Source organism: Pseudomonas sp. NFPP07 (assembly GCF_900115645.1).
GTDB classification, from domain to species: domain Bacteria; phylum Pseudomonadota; class Gammaproteobacteria; order Pseudomonadales; family Pseudomonadaceae; genus Aquipseudomonas; species Aquipseudomonas chlororaphis.
Genome location: NZ_FOXG01000005.1, coordinates 312,043 through 330,912, shown reverse-complemented (window position 1 = coordinate 330,912; position 18,870 = coordinate 312,043). Strand labels below are relative to the sequence as shown.

Sequence of the window (18,870 nt, the reverse complement as noted above, 5' to 3'; positions counted from 1 at the left end):
ATTGATCTCCACAGCTAACATCACGATGCAGTTCGGCGCCAAGCCGCTATTCGAGAACGTTTCGGTCAAGTTCAACGGCGGCAACCGCTATGGCCTGATCGGCGCCAACGGTTGCGGCAAGTCGACTTTCATGAAAATCCTCGGCGGCGACCTCGAGCCGTCCGGTGGCCAGGTCATGCTGGAGCCGAACGTTCGCCTGGGTAAATTGCGCCAGGACCAGTTCGCCTACGAAGAATTCACCGTGATCGACACCGTGATCATGGGTCACGAAGAGCTGTGGAAGGTCAAGGCCGAGCGCGATCGCATCTACTCGCTGCCGGAAATGAGCGAAGAAGACGGCATGGCCGTGGCCGAGCTGGAAACCGACTTCGCCGAGATGGACGGCTACACCGCCGAGTCCCGCGCCGGTGAACTGCTGCTGGGCCTGGGCATTCCCCTGGAACAGCATTTCGGTCCGATGACCGAAGTGGCTCCGGGCTGGAAGCTGCGGGTCTTGCTGGCCCAGGCGCTGTTCTCCGATCCGGAAGTGCTGCTGCTCGACGAACCGACCAACCACCTGGACATCAACACCATCCGCTGGCTGGAAACGATTCTGACGGCGCGTAACAGCACCATGATCATCATTTCCCACGACCGTCACTTCCTCAACAGCGTCTGCACCCACATGGCCGACCTGGACTACGGCGAGCTGCGCCTGTTCCCGGGCAACTACGACGAGTACATGACCGCGGCGACCCAGTCCCGCGAGCAACTGCTGTCGGACAACGCCAAGAAGAAAGCCCAGATCGCCGAGCTGCAGACCTTCGTCAGCCGCTTCTCGGCCAACGCCTCGAAAGCCAAGCAGGCCACCTCCCGCGCCAAGCAGATCGACAAGATCCAGCTGGCCGAGGTCAAGCCATCGAGCCGCGTCAGCCCGTTCATCCGCTTCGAACAGACCAAGAAGCTGCACCGCCAGGCCGTGACCATCGAGCAGATGTCCAAGGGCTTCGACGGCAAGACCCTGTTCAAGAACTTCAGCTTCACCGTCGAAGCCGGCGAGCGCGTGGCGATCATCGGCCCGAACGGTATCGGCAAGACCACCCTGCTGCGCACCCTGATGGGCGAGCTGACCCCGGACGCCGGTTCGGTGAAGTGGACCGAAAGCGCGGAGCTGGGCTACTACGCCCAGGACCACGCCCATGACTTCGAAGACGACGTCAGCCTGTTCGACTGGATGGGCCAGTGGACCCAGGGCGAGCAGATCATCCGTGGCACCCTGGGCCGCATGCTGTTTTCCAACGACGAGATCCTCAAGTCGGTCAAGGTCATCTCCGGTGGTGAGCAAGGTCGCATGCTGTTCGGCAAGCTGATCCTGCAAAAGCCCAACGTACTGGTGATGGACGAACCGACCAACCACCTGGACATGGAATCCATCGAGGCGCTGAACCTGGCGCTGGAAAACTACCCGGGCACGCTGATTTTCGTCAGCCACGACCGGGAGTTCGTGTCGTCCCTGGCCACTCGCATCATCGAGCTGAGCCCGAACGGCGTGACCGACTTCAGCGGCACCTACGACGACTACCTGCGCAGCCAGGGCGTGGTGTTCTAAGGAACGCCCGCTGGTTGCCAGTCTGCAAGCCCCGTCCTGGTGACGGGGCTTTTTTATGCCTTATATAAAAGCAGCGACTCGCGCTGAGCTGGTCCCTGGTACCGCAAATACCCGGCCATAAAGAAATCGTTAGCCTGCTTCCTTTTATTTCCGGCCCGCGCCATGATGCGGTTCTCCAACCGCCCGCCCGCGAACGAGCCCTCATGTCTGCGCAACAACAGCCCGTGCCCAGCTCCATGGCGATCACCCTGCAGATCGTCTCTATCGTCTTCTATACCTTTATCGCGTTTCTCTGCATCGGCCTGCCGATCGCGGTGCTGCCGGGTTACGTCCACGGCGAACTGGGCTTCAGCGCGGTGGTGGCCGGGCTGACCATCGGCTCGCAGTACCTGGCCACCCTCCTCAGCCGGCCCATGGCCGGGCGCCTGTCGGACAACATCGGCACCAAACGGGCGATCGTCTACGGCCTGGCGGGGATTTTCCTCAGCGGGCTGCTGACCCTGGCGTCCACCCTCCTGCAAACATTGCCGCTGCTCAGCCTGAGCGTCCTGTTGCTGGGACGTTTGCTGCTGGGAGTGGCCCAGGGCCTGATCGGCGTGGGCACCATCAGCTGGTGCATGGGCCAGGTCGGCGCCGAGCACACCGCGCGCTCGATTTCCTGGAACGGCATCGCCTCCTATGGCGCGATTGCCATCGGCGCGCCGCTGGGGGTGGTGATGGTCGCCGACTACGGTTTCGAAAGCCTGGGGCTGGCCCTGTCGCTGCTGGCAGCCCTGGCCCTGCTGCTGATCCGCAACAAGCCATCGGTGCCGGTGATCCGCGGCGAGCGCCTGTCGTTTCGCGCGGTGTTCGGCCGTATCGCGCCGTACGGCGCCGGCCTGAGCCTGGCGTCCATCGGCTACGGCACCCTGACCACCTTTATTACCCTGTTCTACCTCAGCCGCGGCTGGACCGGCGCGGCCTATTGCCTGACGGTATTCGGCATCTGCTTCATCCTCTCGCGCCTGCTGTTCATCTCCAGCATCAACCGGTTTGGCGGTTATCGCGCGGCCATCGCCTGCATGAGCATCGAGACCCTGGGCCTGATCCTGCTGTGGCTGGCGCCATCGACGGCGTTCGCCATGATCGGCGCCGGGCTCGCCGGCTTCGGCCTGTCGCTGGTGTACCCGGCGCTGGGGGTGGAAGCGATCAAGCAGGTGCCCAGCACCAGCCGCGGCGCCGGCCTGAGCGCCTACGCGGTGTTTTTCGACCTGGCGCTGGCGATTGCCGGGCCCTTGATGGGCGCGGTGGCGTTGAACCTGGGGTATTCGTGGATTTTCTTCTGCGCGGCGCTGCTGTCGCTCGGCGCCCTGGGCCTGACCCTGCTGCTCAAGCGCCGGGCCGACGGCTGATTCACTGATCCGCGGTCTGCATCCCGGCCCGGCTCGGCTTGCCCAGGGCCTGGGCAAAGAAGCGGCCGGCCTCGGCGATCAGATTGCGGTGGATGTCCTCGCGGTCGACGCCATCGGCGTCAGTACACAAGGCCGGCATGCTCAGCAACTGCTCCTCGGTGCACGGCGCCATGAACACGAAGTGCCCGGCCCCGGCCAACAACCTGAAGTCCGGCGCGACCGGCAGCTTGCGGGCCAGGGCCGCGGCGTTCTTGTCCAGGGCCACCAGCTTGTCGACGTCGCCGCTGTACAGCAGCACCGGCACATGCACGCCGGACAGGGTCTGGCGCCCGAACTTGAGGCTCAGCGGCGCCATCAGCAGCAAGGCATGGACCCGCGGGTCGGCGACCGGTTGCAGGTCGTCGCGATCGACGATCAGCTCGCCCTGGGTATTGCAGGCATCGTGATCGTCAGGGCGCTCCTGGCAGTAGCGGCGCAGGCGGTCCAGGTCGGGGGTCGCTCCGGACAGGATCAACGCGGTTTCGCCGCCGGCCGAGTAACCGATGACCCCGACCTGCCCGGCGTTGACGAAAGGCGACAGCATCGGGTCGGCCAGGGTCGCGGTGATGGCTTCGGAAATCTGGATCGGCCGGCCATAGAGATTGCTCAGGGTCCCCAGCCGGCTGTGATCCTTGTAGTTGTCGCCCGGATGAATCACCGCCACCACCACGAAGCCCTTGCGCGCCAGCGAGGTGGCCAGGTCGTGCAGGGCCAGCGGCGTGCCGGTATTGCCGTGGGACAGCATCAACAGCGGAAAACGACCGATGGCGACCTTCGAATCCCGGGAGGCGGCGATCTGATAACCCTCGACCTTGCTGCTGTGTTCGATGCCGGTGGAGGGATAGAAGGCAATGGCGCGCATCGGCTGCTGGTCCAGCGGGTCGAGAAAACTCATCTCGTGGAAGCCCACGCTCCAGTGCGGATGGGGCGCGGGCGCGGCGTGCACGATAATCGGGCCGCCGAGCAGGCAGATCAGTGACATTGCCCAAAGACGCATCATGGATGCACCACCTTCCCTACCTGATGAAAACGCCGGTTCATTGCTTCACTGGCCAGGAATTCGCTGGCCTGTTGCCTGGAGCTGTCGGGCCTGGTCAAGCCACTGCATAACCCGAGCCAGAACAAATAGCGCGAACGCGAAAAACTCCGTATTCCGCTGCCTGGAGGGCATCAGAATACAGAGTTTAAAGGGCCTTGCCTGGGGCGTAAGCGACTTTTACACAAGCCTTACGCGGCGGCGAAAAGTTGCTCGCTGATGTGCGCCTGGGCGTCGCTCAGGGCCTTATTGCGGACTTCGTCGCCATAAGCCAGGCCGTGGGCGCGGACGAATTCGATGTCGGTGATGCCGAGGAAGCCGAACAGCACTTTCAGGTAGTCCTCGTGAGCCACGCCAGTGGCCTGGCCAACATGCAGGCCGCCCGCGGTGGAGACCACCACGACTTTCTTGCCACCGCACAGGCCTTCAGGGCCGGCTTCGGTGTAGCGGAAGGTCTGGCCGGCGACGGCGATGCGGTCGATCCAGGCCTTGAGTTGGGTCGGGATGGTGAAGTTGTACATAGGCGCGGCGATCACTACCGCGTCGGCGGCCTGGAATTCGGCGAGGGTCGAAGCGCTCAGCTCGGCTTCGTGCTGCTGGGCAGCGTTGCGCACTTCGGCCGGGGTACCGGCGGCCATCAGGGTGGCGGAGCTGAAATGGCTGATGGCGTCGGCGGCCAGGTCGCGGTAGGTCACTTCAACGCTGGCATCGGCGTTTTTCCAGGCCTTGACCACGCTTTCGCTCAACTGACGGGAAGCCGAGTTGTCACCAAGGATGCTCGAATCGATATGCAACAGTTTCATCTGGGATTCTCCAAGTGAGGATCGCCACCGGGCGATCAATTGAGGATAATCCTACAGATGAAACCAATAGCTGATTAGTCGGCATAAATGCGATAGTTTGTCCCATCAGCAGGACAGTCGAGTCAGGATATGCAAGACCTCAACGATCTTTATTACTTTGCCAAGGTGGTGGAAGCCGGTGGTTTCGCCGCCGCCGGGCGTTTACTGGGGGTGCCCAAATCCCGTTTGTCGCGACGTATCGCCGAACTGGAAGAACGCCTGCACACCCGGTTGCTGCAACGCACCACCCGCCAATTGAAGCTGACCGCGGTCGGTGAACGTTATCTGCGTCACTGCCAGGCCATGCTGCTGGAAGCGGAAATGGCCGACGAGGCCGTGGCCAGCATGTCCAGCGAACCTCGCGGGCGCCTGCGGGTGTCCTGCCCGGTGGGCCTGGCCCATCATATGTTGCCGAGCGTCATCAGTTCGTTCCTCAAGCAGTATCCCCAGGTCCAGCTGGAGATGCAGTTGCTCAACCGCCGGGTCGACGTGGTCGCCGAAGGCATCGACGTAGCGCTGCGGGTTCGCGAGCATGGCGACGAAGATCCCTTGCTGGTGACCCGGCGCCTGCGCCAGGCGCAGACCGTGATGGTCGCCAGCCCGGCGTTCGCCCGGGAATGGCCGATCCACAGTCCCGAAGACCTGCACAAGGTGCCGGTGCTGGGAGCCCTGGAGGCCGACCGCATGGTGCATTTGCGCCTGCTTGACGCCCAGGGCGAGAAATGCGACCTGGTCCTGGAGGCGCGCCTGGGCATCGACGATTTTCTGGTGCGTCGCTCCTGCGCCCTCGCCGGCCTTGGCTGTACCATCCTGCCGATGATGTATTGCGAGGAAGAACTGCAGACCGGGCAACTGGTGCAACTGCTGCCGCAATGGTCGTTGCCCGGCGGCTGGCTGCAGGCGGTCTACCCTCACCGGCGCGGTGTATTGCCAGCGGTAAGGGCGTGGATCGAGCATGTCAGCGAAGCGTTCAAAGGCTGTGGAGACCGCACACTGTGACAGCGCGACAAAAGGAAAAAACCATGACTGAAGCGGATGTGGCGCAATTCTGCCTGGACTTGCCAGGCGCGCGCGAAGACTACAAATGGGGTGGCGTGCGGGTGTTTTCCGTGGCCGGCAACAAGATGTTCGCCCTGCAGAACCTGCGGGGCGAGTCACTGGCGTTCAAGGTGGACAAGGAGCTGTTCCTCGGCCATGTCGACCGTCCCGGCATCGGCCCGGCGCCGTACCTGGCCCGGGCACACTGGATCATCATGCAGACGCCCTACCCGCTGGGCGCCGGAGAACTGCGGGACTTGCTGCAGCGTTCGCACCAGTTGGTGGTGAGCAAGCTGCCCAAGCGGGTCCAGGTGGGGTTGTTGCTCTAGAACAGCGAGAACAGGCTGCCCTCGAGAAACAGCCGGTCGATCCAGAACACCTGGTGCAGCAGCACGATCAGCCAGAACACCAGTTGATAGGACAGCTTGCGGGTCTTGTGGCGAAACGCCTGCTGCGCCAGCAAGGCACCTGGCCAGCCACCGGCCAGTTCCACGGCATGCAGGACGTTTTCCGGGGTCCGCCAGCTGTCGCTGCGGGCCTTGCGCTTGTCGCTCCAGTAGAGGAAGAACGTCAGCACGCTGACCGCGCCGTAGGCCGCCAGCGGTACCCAGGAAATCCCCTTCACGCCCAACAGCAACGAGCCGCACAGCGGCAAGGCGCAGAGCAGCAGGAAGATCACCGCCTTGAGCCTTGGCTGCTGGATCCGAGCCCCGGCGGCTTCGCCGGGGCGGTTCTGATTGCGTGTGTTCATCAGGAGTGGACCGAGGTCCAGTCGACCCAACCGAACTGCCAGGTGGCGAGGATTACCAGGCCGAAGGCAATGCGGTACCAGGCAAACGCCGCGTAGCTGTGGTTGGCGATGAACTTGAGCAGGCCCCTGACCGCAATCATCGCGAAGATGAACGAGGTGATGAAGCCGATGGCGAACACCGGCAGGTCGTCCGGCTGGAACAGATTGCGGTACTTGTAGCCCGAGTAGACCGCGGCACCGACCATGGTCGGCATCGCCAGGAAGAACGAGAACTCGGTGGCGGTCTTGCGCGACAGGCCGAACAACAGGCCGCCAATGATGGTGGAGCCCGAGCGCGAGGTGCCTGGAATCATCGCCAGGCACTGGGCGAAACCGACCTTCAAGGCATCTTTCCAGCTGATTTCATCCACCGTGTTGGCATGTATTTCATGCTGCCGGCGTTCGGCCCAGAGCATGACCAGGCCACCCACCACCAGCGCCGTGGCGACGGTGATCGGGTTGAACAGGTATTCATGGATCAGGTCGGCGAAGATCACCCCCAGCACCACGGCGGGCATGAAGGCGATCAGCAGGTTGATGGTGAAACGCTGGGCGTTGCGCTGGGTCGGCAGGCCAGTGACCACGTCGAGGATCTTGCGGCGAAACTCCCAGACCACCGCGAGAATGGCCCCCAGCTGAATGATGATGTTGAACGCCATGGCGCGCTCGCCACCGAAGTTGAGCAAGTCGGCAACGATAATCTGGTGGCCCGTACTGCTGATGGGCAGAAACTCCGTCAGCCCTTCCACAATCCCTAAAATCAATGCCTGTACGGCGGTCCAAAGCTCCATCAATCCCCCGAAGGTCATGCCGTGGCATGCCTTTTTAGTTTTTCTTCAATGTTCACTGACGCGTGCATCGCGACTTCGCAGCCGCAATAGGATCATCATCGCCCCTGAAAATTCCGTGAAAAATCAGCCGGATTCAGGTTTTTCGCGATGAGGCCGAAATCCTATCAGACATACTCGATAAACGCTGTCGCGTTGCGAGAATCCGATGGACCTGACTGCAAGGAGCGCATGACGGATGTACGGGGTGTTTCCATTACAAGAACAACAATCGGGAGTGACAGATTCATGAACAGCTTACGCAGAATGTCGATCAGCCGCCGGCTGTGGCTGATCCTGATTGTGGCGGTACTGATGCTGCTGACCCTGGGCATGCTGATGCTCAAGCAGATCCGCGACGACCTGTACCAGGCCAAGGCGCAGAAGACCCAGCATGTGGTGCAGACCGCCAACGGCGTGCTGGCCTATTTCCAGGGCCTGGAAAGCGCCGGCAGCCTCGATCGCGCGACGGCGCAGAAGCAGGCGCTGAGCGCCATACGCAACCTGCGCTACGACCAGAGCGACTACTTCTGGATCAACGACCTGACTCCGGTCATGGTCATGCACCCGACCAACCCCAAGCTCGACGGCCAGAACCTCGCGGCCATTCGCGACCCGGACGGCTTTGCCGTGTTCAACGAAATGGTGGCCATCGCCAAAGCCAAGGGCGCCGGCATGGTCAATTATCGCTGGCCGAAACCGGGCGCCAGCGAGCCGGTGCAGAAGACCTCCTATGTCCAGCTGTTCCAGCCCTGGGGCTGGATCATCGGTTCGGGGGTATACATCGATGATGTGCAGGCCGAGTTCCGCAGCCAGGTGGTGAAGGCCTCGGTCGGCGGTATCGCCATTGCCCTGCTCATGGCCCTGCTGGTGTTGCTGATCGCCCGCAGCATCGTCCGCCCGCTGCAGGAAACCGTGCACGCCATGGCCAATATCGCCAGCGGCGAAAGCGACCTGACCCGCACCCTCGACACCCACGGCCAGGACGAAGTCACCGAACTGGCCCGGCACTTCAACGGCTTCACCGCCAAGCTGCGTCTCGTCGTCAGCCAGCTGCAGGTGTCGGCCTCAGCCCTGGCGCAGTCTTCCACCGACCTGGGCAACAATGCCAGCCAGGCCCAGGAACGCAGCCAGCAGCAGTCGCAGCAGATGGAACTGGTGGCCACCGCCATCAACGAAGTGACCTACGGCGTACAGGACGTGGCGAAGAACGCCGAACACGCCGCCAGCGAGATGCGCGACGCCGAAGCCCGGGCCCAGCAGGGCCAGGTCAATATCGACGGCAGCCTGCAACAGATCGACCGACTCTCGGGCACCATCGACCAGGCCGTAGAAGTGATTCGCACCCTGGCCCAGGAAAGCACCCAGATCGGCAGCGTGCTGGAGGTGATCCACTCGATCGCCGAGCAGACCAACCTGCTGGCGCTCAACGCGGCGATCGAAGCCGCCCGCGCTGGCGAACAGGGCCGTGGGTTCGCCGTGGTGGCCGATGAAGTGCGCCTGCTGGCCCAGCGGACGCAGAAATCCACTGCCGAGATCCAGTCGATGATCGAGCGCCTGCAAGGGCACTCGGAAGCCGCGGTGAAAGTCATCGGCGACAGCAGCCGGGCTTCGCAACAGACCATCGAGCAGGCCGGGCTGGCCGGCGAAAGCCTGAACGCCATCGGCCAGGCCCTGCGCAACCTCAACGGGCTGAACGCCTCGATTGCCAGCGCCACGTTGCAACAGGCCCATGTGGTCGAAGACATCAACCAGAACGTGACCCAGGCCGCCGGCCTGTCCCACAGCACCGCCCTGGCGGCCGAGCAATCCAGTGCCGCCAGCCTGCACCTCAAGGAACTGAGCGAGCAGCTCAACGGCCTGTTGCGCCAGTTCCGGGTCTGAAGCTGGCCGTGGCGGGGTTTTCGCCCCGCCACGGTTGCCGGCCTTCACTAACATGCAAGGCCGCTTCTGGTTACAATCCGCCCCCTCCTCCGCTTCCAGGTAGTTTTCATGTCCGGGCTTGAACTGTTCGCCGCCGCACTCGGCGTGATCGCCGTCTGGCTGACAGTCAGGCAGAACCCCTGGTGCTGGCCGATCGGCCTGGTCATGGTGCTGCTGTACAGCTGGATCTTCTTCGAGGTGAAGCTGTATTCGGACATGCTGCTGCAAGTGGTCTACGCCGCCCTGCAACTCTATGGCTGGTGGCAATGGACCCGCGGTGGCGCCAGCCATCAGGGGCGTCCGGTCAGCCTGCTGGCGCCGCGCTCGATGCTGCTGGGCCTGAGCCTCGGGGCCATCGGCAGCCTGCTGCTGGGGGCCGCCATGGCCCATTGGACCGATGCCGCGCAACCCTGGCTGGACGCCGCGCTGACCGGCTTCAGCCTGGTGGCGCAATGGTGGATGGCGCAGAAGCGCGTGCAATGCTGGCCGCTGTGGATTGCCGTCGACGTGATTTTTGTCGGCCTGTTCATCTACAAGGACCTGTACCTGACGGCGGCCCTGTACGGGCTGTTCACCCTGCTGGCCGTGCAGGGCTGGCGCGCCTGGCGGGCCGACCCGGCGTTGCGCCCGGCATGAAGGTCCTGGTGTTGACCGGCCCCGAGTCCAGCGGCAAAAGCTGGCTCAGCGGCCACTTGCAGGCGCGCTTCGGCGGCATCCAGGTGGGCGAGTACGTTCGCCATTTCATCGAGCAGCAGCGACGCGACACCTGCCTGGCGGATATCCCGGAGATCGCCCGCGGCCAGCTGGCCTGGGAAGACCAGGCCCGGGCGCAACAGCCGTCGCTGCTGATTCTCGACACTCACCTGCTGAGCAATATGCTCTGGAGCCAGACCCTGTTCGGCGCCTGCCCGGACTGGCTGGAACCCGAGTTGCTGGCTCGCCGCTATGATCTGCACCTGCTGCTCTCGCCGGAAGATGTCGGCTGGAGCGACGACGGCCAGCGCTGCCAACCCCAACTGAGCGAGCGCCTGGCCTTCTTCAAGGCCACCAGCGATTGGCTGGTGCAACACCAGCAGCCCTTCGAAGTGATTCGCGGCGACTGGGAAGCCCGTCGGCAACGGGCATTCGAGCGGGTCGAGCGTTTACTTCAGGGTTAGCCGAATCCTTTTCCTGTCCGCGTTTTTTCCTCTGCTGGCGAGAAAAACGTCCATCCCTGAAACACCCGCCGCTGCGCAGAGCGGCCAAATCAAAGGGCTTCTCATTGCCCTTCTGCCATCTGTTAAAACGCTGATACAACCCGCCGCGAGCCCCCCGATCCAGAGCCTCGCCACGGCAATACCGGGCCGTCGAAGGCGATACTGGTCTCATGGTTGAAACACCCCTGCCCCGGCAACACGCCTGGTTATTCGTAACCTGTTGAATTTTTGAAACAATCGAAAAGCGGCACGGCTTCTGCTCTCTCCCTCGCAACGCTGACTAGGGCCAGCGAAAGAAGAAGGGAATGCTACCGTGGAGAATCTCAATTCAGCTCTGACCCGCCTCCTGCTGATCGGCTGTGCCATCGGCTCGCTGCTCAGCCTCCCGGCCCAGGCAGCCGGCGACATCAGGGACGGCAGGATTGTTCTCGACCGCGACGTGCAACCTCATACCGTCGGCCGTCCTCCGCTGCATCCTGACCCCTACCCGACCACCGTCAATGCCAACCCATCGGCCCGGGTCAAACAGATGACCAGCAACACCGAATTGAGCGACGGCGATTTTGCCGGGGTCAGCAGCGGTTCCACGATCAGCAGCAGCGTCATGCCCAACGGCGTGAACCTGCAGGGGCTGAACACCGTCACCAACCCCAATGGCCTGACCGGCATGAGCGCCGGCCACGGCGGCGGCAGCGGTGGCGCCATCTCCGGCACCATCAACCGCTCCCTGAATTCTGGCCTGGCTCCTTTGGGCAGACTGGCCGGAGGCCAATGAGATGACTCGTACCCTCGTATGGCTTGCCCTGTTCGGCTGCGCTTCGGTGATGGCCGACCCAGGCATCCAGGCGGTGGACACCGCCACCCTTCACAACTCTGGCGCCCGCTACAACGGCAACTTCAACGTCAACCAGGCCGCCGGCGACCAGCAGCAACAGACCAACACACGCGCCATTGCCATCGGCACCGACGCCCAGGCCACCACCGTGGTCCGGCAGAAGCTCGGCACCCCGGCGAGCAGCGCGATCGACGCCAGCAGCAACATTGGCGGCAACGCTTTCAGCAACGGCAACGGGGTCCTGGGCGTGAACCAGGGAGCCGGCGCCAACAACCAGATGGTCAACGCAATGCGGGTGAGCATCAGTGCCCAGCCGCAAAGCATCGACGACAGCGTCCTGTCCCAACAGAACGTGGCGCTGTTACCAGGCTCGGGAGCAACTGACGCTTCTAAAGGCAGCCGCCAGGTCGTTACCAGCGACCAGGCCTTCACCGGCAGCCGGGGAGTGATTCAGGTGAACCAGAGTGCCGGGGTGGGGAACCGAATGGCTAACACCCTGAGCATACGGGTCGCTGACTGACCCGCAGCAGTGCGATTGGAAGGTACCAACACTTAACCAACTAAATAAGCACGGAGAAACACCATGAAACCTACAATGGCTCTCAAGCCACTGGTTTTTGCCCTCGCCGCGGTCATGGCGATCGCTGCACAGGCAGGCGGTAATGACGACAACCACGGTGGCCACGGTGGCCATGGCGGTCACGGTGGCCACCACGGCGGTCACGGCGGCCACGGTGGACATGGCGGCAACGACGGCCAAGACCTCAACACCAAGCTGCAACTCACTGCCGGTGCTGTGGCCAACGTGACCGATGAGCAGTACAGCTCGGGCAACAGCGTCAGCAACCGCGGCACCCACAACAACGCCGACGCCAGCGACTCGATGAACAACTCCAACGGCAACATGGGCGCCAACGTGGCTGCCGGCGACGGTAACCAGCAAGACAACGCCGTCGCCCTGGCCACCGCCGATGAAAGCTTCATCTTCGGCAGCGCGGTAGCCACTTCCAGCGCGACCCAGACCAACACCAACAACACGGTGAAAAACTGGTCCACGCAAAACAGCGCAACACTCGACAATGCAGGCAACAGCGGCTCCGGCAACATCGGCATCAACGTCACCGCCGGCGACTTCAACCAACAGAAAAACAACCTGGCAATCGCCGTATCCGGCGGACGCGTAGCGACCGCGTCAGCTTCGGCGAACCAGACTTCCACTGGCCTGGACGTGGACAACAAGGGTGTGCGTACCTACAAAACAGACACCCTCAGCGGCAGTTTCAATGCCTCCGGCACCTACAAAGGCACCGGCTACGGCAAGATCCAGGGCGACGACGATCACCATGGTGGCGGTCATGGCTACGACGATCGTAGCGGCGGTGGCGATCACGATAATGGCAATCAGAAGTTCACCTTCAAGGAACAAGGCACGATCGAACTGTCCGGCGTCTGGACCAAGCAAGTGCTGACCAAAGACGGCTGGAAAAACCCTGTGATCAACAACGCGTCGATGTCTGGCTCGATGAACGGCTTCTCCGGCAACGGCGGTGCCAACGTCTCGGCGGGTGTCGGCAACCAACAAAGCAACTCGCTGTCCATCGCTGCCGGCTGCAGAGCCTGCCTGTAATCACGAGAGTGACGAAAGCCCCGGAAACGGGGCTTTTCCACAGTCCCACAAGGCGTAGCGATCATGCGAATGGCGACCTTCTCCCTTTTGCTTTGTCTGACCGGCCTGGCTCAGGCCGCACAGATGCCGGTGGCCGTGTTGCCTGGCGGCAACCTGGTGTACAAGCAGGTGCAGAGCGTGCGGGAGCGCAAATTCGCCGACCTGGTCGAGCAGAAAACCGACTTCAGTTGCGGCGCCGCCGCGCTGGCGACGGTGCTGCGCCAGGCCTACTGGCTCGACGTCGATGAGGAGCACGTCATCAAAGGCATGCTGGCCACCGCTGACCAAGACCTTGTGCGTACCCAGGGTTTCTCCATGCTGGACATGAAGCGCTACCTGGAAAGCATCGGCATGCGCGCCCGGGGCTACCGGATACCTCCTGAAAAACTCGAGGCGGTGACCATTCCGGTGGTGGTACTGATGGACATTCGTGGTTACAAGCACTTCGTGGTCATGCAGCGGGCGCAGAAAGACTGGGTCTATGTCGGCGACCCCGTCCTCGGCCATAAACGCTACTCCCACGAAGACTTTGTCAAAGGCTGGAACGGTATCGTCTTCGCCATCGTCGGTCCCGGCTACGACAAGGCCAACGCCTTGCGCGACCCGCCCAACCCGCTGACGGCCAAGAACAAGCTGGATACCTTCAACCCGGTCAAAGACGCAGAACTGATGGAATTCGGTTTCATTCAGAGCGACTTCTTCTAGGGTCGCCCTAAGGATAAAGGGGCAGGATGCTCCGGGAGCAGCAGATGAAAAGCGCTTACTGGCTGGCCGCTGCCTGCCTGGTCACAAGTTTTCCTGCGTACGCCAACGCAGGGTTCAAGCCTATAGAAATCAAGGACCAGGAACTCTCCGAGCTCCGCGGTCGCTACGTCATGCCGGGGCGGATCATCAGCTTCGGCATTGTCATGAGCAGCACCTGGCGCAATGCCTCGGGCGATCTGATCGGCGCCACGACCACCATGCAGATCCAGCAATCGACGATCAAGCCAGAATTCTATGTCTCCACGATCACCGAGAGCGGCAACGGCTCGACGCCGACCCAGGGCTCGGGCAACGTGATCGGCGGCGCGGGCCTGGCCACCACCCAAGGGGTGACCCAGAGCGTACGCGCGGCGGGCGATGGCAATAGCGCCTATAACAACGTCTCCATCGACGTCAAGGAAGCCAGGCATGCTCCGGCGCTGGTGCCGGCGCAGGGCCAGCTGTTGATGAGCGGGCAAACCATCAGCGGCAGCAATGCCGCGGGCAGCGTGGCCGTGTCCGCCACCGGTGGCGGCATCCAGATGGCCATCCAGGCCAGCAACAACCAGGGCTCAGCCCTGCAACAAGTGGCCCAGGGCGGCTTGCTGCAGAACACCCGCCTGCTGGGCGACAGCAACCTGGTCAGCAACCTGACCCAACTGAACGTGGTGCTCAACAATAACGGGGCGAGCACCGGCGCGTTGGACTGCAACCTGACCCAGCTCAAGGGCCTTCGCAACCTGGGATATTGAACTACGCTGATTCTCGATCATTAGGCTTAAAGGGACGGCTTATTCATGTATCGATCAGTCTCGCTGCGCGCAGTTGTATGCCTGAGCACGATCCTCCCGACGGCACTGCTGCAGGCAGCGCCTGATGCCGACGTAGAGGCCCTGAAACAAGAATTACTGGAGCTTAAGCAACGTTACGAAGTGCAGCAGAAAGCACTGGCGGTATTGGAACAACGGGTACGCCAGGTCGAGGAGCAACCGGCGGCGCCACCCCCGAAACGCCTGGCCAAGTCGCCAGCGGACATGCGTGGCAACCAGCAGGTGGCCGGGACCACGAGCAAAGGCCCGACCCCGGCCGGCGGCAGTTCCTACGGGGAATCGCTCAAGGATGATTCGCAACCGGCGCAGAGTGTGTCCAACCTGTACGACGAAGCCAGCGGCTTCTTCGGCGGCGGCAAGTTCAGTGTCGAGACCGGCCTGACCTACTCCCGTTATGACACCCGGCAGCTGATTCTCAACGGCTTCCTGGCGCTGGACTCGATTTTCCTCGGCAATATCAACCTGGACCGGATCAAGGCCGACAACTGGACCCTCGACCTCACGGCCCGCTACAACCTGGACAACCGTTGGCAGTTCGACGTCAACGTGCCGGTGGTCTACCGCGAATCGACCTACCAGTCCGGCGGCGCGCAGAACGGCGCGGCGGGCGTCACCAGCGAAAAGACCGTGTCCAAGGACCCGACCCTCGGCGACGTGAACTTCGGCATCGCCTACAAGTTCCTCGACGAATCGGTCAATACCCCGGACGCGGTGTTGACCTTGCGCGTCAAGGCGCCAACCGGCGAAGAACCGTTCGGCATCAAGCTGCGCCAGGTCCAGGACAACACCAACCTGTTCGTCCCGGATGACCTGCCGACCGGTAACGGCGTCTGGTCGATCACTCCCGGTATCTCGCTGGTCAAGACCTTCGACCCGGCGGTGCTGTTCGGCACCCTCTCCTACACCCACAACCTGGAGGAATCGTTCGACGACATCAGCTCCACGGTCAACCAGAAGACCCCGGGCAAGGTCAAGCTCGGCGACAGCTTCCAGATCGGCATGGGCGTCGCCTTCGCCCTGAACGAGAAGATGAGTATGTCGTTCTCCTTCTCGGACCTGATCCAGCGCAAGAGCAAGCTCAAGGAAGATGGCGGCGACTGGCAGTCCGTGGTGTCCAGCGATGCCAACGCCGGCTACTTCAACGTCGGCATGACCGTGGCGGCCACCGACAACCTGACCATAGTGCCCAACCTGTCCATCGGCCTGACCGACGATGCGCCGGACTTCACCTTCAGCCTGAAATTCCCTTACTACTTCTAAACACCCAACCAAAAAAAGGCCCGCGGCGATCACCTCGCCGCGGGCCTTTCGTCGCACCGCCCTAGCGGATCTGATGCTTGTGCAGCAACCGGTAGAAAGTCGGGCGCGATACGCCCAGCACCCTGGCCGCGACACTCAGGTTGTCGCTGTGCCGACTCAAGACGTCGCACAGGGCCTGGCGCTCGGCCCGATGCTTGTAGTCCTCCAGCGTGCCCATGGGCGCGATGCTCGCCTGCGGGCTGAGCAGTCCCAGGTCCCGGGCCTCGATCTGCCGGCCCTCGGCCAGTACCAGGCCGCGCCGCACCCGGTTGGCCAGCTCGCGGACATTGCCCGGCCAGTCGTGCTTGCCCATGGCCACCAGCGCGTCTTCGCTGAAACTGCGCGGCCGGCGCCCGGTTTCCTGGCTATAGAAGTGGGAAAAATGGCTGGCCAGCATGCCGATATCGCCATGCCGTTCGCGCAATGGCGCGGTGACCACTTGCAACACGTTCAGGCGGTAATACAGGTCTTCGCGAAAGCGCCCCTTGTCGATCGCCGCCTCGAGGTCGACGTGAGTCGCCGCCAGCACCCGTACATCCACCGGGATCGGCTGGCTGCCGCCCACCCGTTCAATGTGTTTTTCCTGCAAAAAGCGCAACAGATTGGCCTGCAGTTCCAGCGGCAGGTCGCCGATTTCGTCGAGAAACAGGGTGCCGCCATGGGCCGCCTCGATACGCCCGACCTTGCGTTGATGGGCGCCGGTGAACGCGCCCTTCTCATGGCCGAACAGTTCGGACTGGATCAGGTGCTCGGGGATCGCCCCGCAGTTGATCGCCACGAAGGGTTTGCTGTGGCGCTGCGACTGGCGGTGCAGGGTCCTGGCCACCAGCTCCTTGCCCGTACCGCTTTCGCCGCGAATCAGCACCGGCGACTCGGTGGGCGCCAGCTTGCTCAAGAGTTTGCGCAAGTCGCGGATCGGTCGGCTGTCGCCCAGCAACTCATGCTCGGGTTGAGCGACATGAATGTGCCCCTGGCCACGCAGGCGGGCCATGCCGAAAGCCCGTCCGAGCGTCACCTGGACCCGCGAGACATCGAACGGCAGGGTGTGGAAATCGAAAAACCACTCGCAGACAAAATCGCCGACTTTCTGCAGGCGCAGCACGTCCGGGCTGAGCACCGCGATCCACTCGGTACCGCTGCGGCTGATCAGGTCCTTGACCGCTTCCGGTCGCTCCAGGTGAAAGGCCTGCAAACGCAGCAAGCCGACGTCACAGCCGCGATCGACGGCCGATTCCAGGTCACAACTGTCGACATCCCAGCCCACCGTGCGTAATCCAGGCAGCAGACGATGGCAATCGTCGCACGGGTCAACCACTAAAAGGCGGCGTAAGGCGGTCGCTTCAAGCATGACTGTTCCTTGGCGCCAAAAAGAGGAAAAGTTATTAGAAACAGTAGTTTGGCAAACCTGGCTGTAACATTAGCAATTACTTGACGGGGTCTTGTATCGATTGTTTATAGCGTCAATCACCATTTGGACTAACCCTTAGATGGAATCCCAAAGCCCGGTTTAATTGCCTGCGCCAATCTTTCATTCAGCTTTCAAAAGAAGGCTCTGAACCGCGGCTGTGAACAAAAGTTGTAAATTCTGGTCTTTCTATGTGACCTGATCCCTGGTTCGAGACATCAGTATAAGTAACCAGCCGAGCGGTAAGCCCAACCGACGGCACATCATTTGATTGGGCACATAGAGAGAAGACCCCATGAACGCCCCGCTCCGTATCAACGAAGCACTTTTGATCGCCGACCGCGCATTCCAGCCATTCCAATGCGTCGCCTGGGCCCCACAAGACGGTAACGGCGAACTGAGCCTGACCGTCATCGACCGCACCAATACCCGTATTGGTCGCAAACAGATTCCAAGCAGCGCCTACTCCGACCCGGCGCAACTGGAAGACCTGCTGAAACAGGCCCGCGCCGAACTGAGCCAGGAAGGTTACACACTGCAATCCTGGGTCATGCCGGAATAAACGGAAAAGACGGATCACTATCCAGTGATCCGTCTTTCTTATTCATCTGATATATCCTCCGCGCTTTTAGTACATTCCCCTGCGACATTTTGACTCATTCAGAATTAACTATCGGGATGAGTCCTGGACTTGGCGATGAGGGTAATTACATGGTTCGACTCGAACAGGTAACTCCCTCGCACCCGCCTACCCTTTCCCCAGGACGCGCCAAGCCCCTTATGAAGCTCGATGGTAAACCCGTCACTATCCATTGCCTGCAAAGACACATCCTTAAAGTCCAGACTGGCATAGGCTTGTGGATGGATAAACTTATAAAACGCCTCTTTTGCGGAGAAGATCAGCGTAGCTGTTTCAAGTAAGTTCAAGTGCGATGCCTGCATCTGCAATTTATCTGCCTGGGTGAAAACCAGATGTTCCAGCGACAGGAGCATCTCTGTACCCACGATCTTTTCGATGTCGATACCCAGCCCGCTCCATTCGGACTGCCACGCCACGCAGGCAATAACCCGTTCCTCCGTATGAGACAAACTGCCCAGAATGCCCTCGGGCCAGTCGGGTGCACCATCGGCCTTGCGCCCTACTGCCCATGTAGCGGCCCCCAGCTGGCCAAGCGCTTGGCGGGCACAATAGCGGCCCGCCAGGTACTCGACTCTCCTCGTGTGCACACTACGTTGAATGTCTACAGGCAGTTCAGCGCCATATTGCAGCAACTGCCCCAGATCAATACGGCTTCTGTCCAGGCGGAGACAGACCATGCCGATGCCGTCCGTAATGAAATGCGTTGCCAGCTCGATGGGGTAAAGTCCAATCATCTTGTCATACCGTGGCTCTTTTCAGGACCGGCAGCTACCCACATGGC

General features: G+C 62.1%; 20 protein-coding genes. 14 read left to right on the top strand and 6 right to left on the bottom strand.

Features of this window, described 5'->3' with window-relative positions; all coding sequences use genetic code 11:
- The first annotated feature begins 1 nt into the window (after position 1).
- Positions 2 to 1,588 carry an ABC-F family ATPase gene (locus tag BM019_RS15030; protein ID WP_009043780.1) on the top strand — a complete coding sequence of 529 codons (1,587 nt, stop codon included), beginning with the start codon at positions 2 to 4 and terminating at the stop codon, positions 1,586 to 1,588.
- Positions 1,589 to 1,791: 203 nt separating this feature from the next.
- The gene (locus tag BM019_RS15025; protein WP_092418741.1) at positions 1,792 to 2,979 is read left to right on the top strand and encodes an MFS transporter; all 1,188 of its coding nucleotides are present in this window, start codon (positions 1,792 to 1,794) and stop codon (positions 2,977 to 2,979) included.
- A gap of 1 nt (position 2,980) precedes the next feature.
- On the opposite strand, the gene BM019_RS15020 is transcribed toward BM019_RS15025, so the two are convergent.
- Together BM019_RS15020 and BM019_RS15015 are read right to left on the bottom strand one after the other, a co-directional pair.
- Positions 2,981 to 4,018, bottom strand: coding sequence for an alpha/beta hydrolase family protein (locus tag BM019_RS15020; RefSeq protein WP_007926435.1), 1,038 nt, complete (start codon positions 4,016 to 4,018; stop codon positions 2,981 to 2,983).
- Positions 4,019 to 4,245: 227 nt separating this feature from the next.
- Entirely contained in the window at positions 4,246 to 4,857 is a 612-nt protein-coding gene (locus BM019_RS15015; protein ID WP_092418740.1) for an FMN-dependent NADH-azoreductase, read from the bottom strand.
- A 129-nt stretch (positions 4,858 to 4,986) separates the two neighbouring features.
- Between BM019_RS15015 and BM019_RS15010 the strand changes: the two genes are divergently transcribed.
- On the top strand, positions 4,987 to 5,895 hold the full coding sequence (locus BM019_RS15010) for a LysR substrate-binding domain-containing protein (RefSeq protein WP_092418739.1): 909 nt from the start codon (positions 4,987 to 4,989) through the stop codon (positions 5,893 to 5,895).
- A gap of 23 nt (positions 5,896 to 5,918) precedes the next feature.
- Positions 5,919 to 6,263, top strand: a complete 345-nt coding sequence (locus tag BM019_RS15005) for an MmcQ/YjbR family DNA-binding protein (protein ID WP_062825815.1) — start codon at positions 5,919 to 5,921, stop codon at positions 6,261 to 6,263.
- Here the strand turns inward: BM019_RS15005 and BM019_RS15000 are convergent.
- A complete protein-coding gene (locus tag BM019_RS15000) occupies positions 6,260 to 6,685 on the bottom strand; it encodes a DUF1294 domain-containing protein (RefSeq protein WP_092418738.1) in 426 nt (141 codons plus the stop codon). The genes BM019_RS15005 and BM019_RS15000 overlap by 4 nt on opposite strands.
- Positions 6,685 to 7,515: an undecaprenyl-diphosphate phosphatase gene (locus tag BM019_RS14995; RefSeq protein WP_062826299.1), complete on the bottom strand. Its 831-nt coding sequence runs from the start codon at positions 7,513 to 7,515 to the stop codon at positions 6,685 to 6,687. Before BM019_RS14995 ends, BM019_RS15000 begins: the two co-directional genes overlap by 1 nt.
- A gap of 285 nt (positions 7,516 to 7,800) precedes the next feature.
- On the opposite strand from BM019_RS14995, the gene BM019_RS14990 reads away from it, so the two are divergent.
- The 9 genes from BM019_RS14990 (at position 7,801) to BM019_RS14950 (ending at position 16,005) form a co-directional block, all read left to right on the top strand.
- Positions 7,801 to 9,435: a methyl-accepting chemotaxis protein gene (locus tag BM019_RS14990; RefSeq protein ID WP_092418737.1), complete on the top strand. Its 1,635-nt coding sequence runs from the start codon at positions 7,801 to 7,803 to the stop codon at positions 9,433 to 9,435.
- Positions 9,436 to 9,543: 108 nt separating this feature from the next.
- Positions 9,544 to 10,110: a nicotinamide riboside transporter PnuC gene (gene pnuC, locus BM019_RS14985; RefSeq protein ID WP_053261070.1), complete on the top strand. Its 567-nt coding sequence runs from the start codon at positions 9,544 to 9,546 to the stop codon at positions 10,108 to 10,110.
- Positions 10,107 to 10,631: an AAA family ATPase gene (locus BM019_RS14980; protein WP_092418736.1), complete on the top strand. Its 525-nt coding sequence runs from the start codon at positions 10,107 to 10,109 to the stop codon at positions 10,629 to 10,631. The genes pnuC and BM019_RS14980 overlap by 4 nt, the downstream gene beginning before the upstream one ends.
- Positions 10,632 to 10,983: 352 nt before the next feature.
- Entirely contained in the window at positions 10,984 to 11,445 is a 462-nt protein-coding gene (locus BM019_RS14975; RefSeq protein ID WP_009043770.1) for a hypothetical protein, read from the top strand.
- 1 nt (position 11,446) lies between these two features.
- A complete protein-coding gene (locus BM019_RS14970; RefSeq protein ID WP_037004704.1) occupies positions 11,447 to 12,025 on the top strand; it encodes a hypothetical protein in 579 nt (192 codons plus the stop codon).
- A 63-nt stretch (positions 12,026 to 12,088) separates the two neighbouring features.
- Positions 12,089 to 13,132, top strand: coding sequence for a heme utilization protein (locus tag BM019_RS14965; protein WP_092418735.1), 1,044 nt, complete (start codon positions 12,089 to 12,091; stop codon positions 13,130 to 13,132).
- 63 nt (positions 13,133 to 13,195) lie between these two features.
- Positions 13,196 to 13,876, top strand: a complete 681-nt coding sequence (locus tag BM019_RS14960) for a C39 family peptidase (protein ID WP_009043767.1) — start codon at positions 13,196 to 13,198, stop codon at positions 13,874 to 13,876.
- A 44-nt stretch (positions 13,877 to 13,920) separates the two neighbouring features.
- A complete protein-coding gene (locus BM019_RS14955; protein WP_037005200.1) occupies positions 13,921 to 14,667 on the top strand; it encodes a hypothetical protein in 747 nt (248 codons plus the stop codon).
- Between the two features lie 45 nt (positions 14,668 to 14,712).
- Positions 14,713 to 16,005 carry a transporter gene (locus tag BM019_RS14950; RefSeq protein ID WP_092418734.1) on the top strand — a complete coding sequence of 431 codons (1,293 nt, stop codon included), beginning with the start codon at positions 14,713 to 14,715 and terminating at the stop codon, positions 16,003 to 16,005.
- A 61-nt stretch (positions 16,006 to 16,066) separates the two neighbouring features.
- Here the strand turns inward: BM019_RS14950 and BM019_RS14945 are convergent, their stop codons facing one another.
- Positions 16,067 to 17,392 carry a sigma-54 dependent transcriptional regulator gene (locus BM019_RS14945; protein ID WP_009043764.1) on the bottom strand — a complete coding sequence of 442 codons (1,326 nt, stop codon included), beginning with the start codon at positions 17,390 to 17,392 and terminating at the stop codon, positions 16,067 to 16,069.
- 352 nt (positions 17,393 to 17,744) lie between these two features.
- Between BM019_RS14945 and BM019_RS14940 the strand changes: the two genes are divergently transcribed.
- Complete coding sequence (locus BM019_RS14940; protein ID WP_009043763.1) at positions 17,745 to 18,011, top strand: hypothetical protein; 267 nt, start codon at positions 17,745 to 17,747, stop codon at positions 18,009 to 18,011.
- Positions 18,012 to 18,115: 104 nt separating this feature from the next.
- On the opposite strand, the gene BM019_RS14935 is transcribed toward BM019_RS14940, so the two are convergent.
- Positions 18,116 to 18,823 (bottom strand): 4'-phosphopantetheinyl transferase family protein, encoded by a 708-nt coding sequence (locus tag BM019_RS14935; RefSeq protein ID WP_092418733.1) that lies wholly within the window; start codon positions 18,821 to 18,823, stop codon positions 18,116 to 18,118.
- Between the last annotated feature and the right edge of the window lie 47 nt (positions 18,824 to 18,870).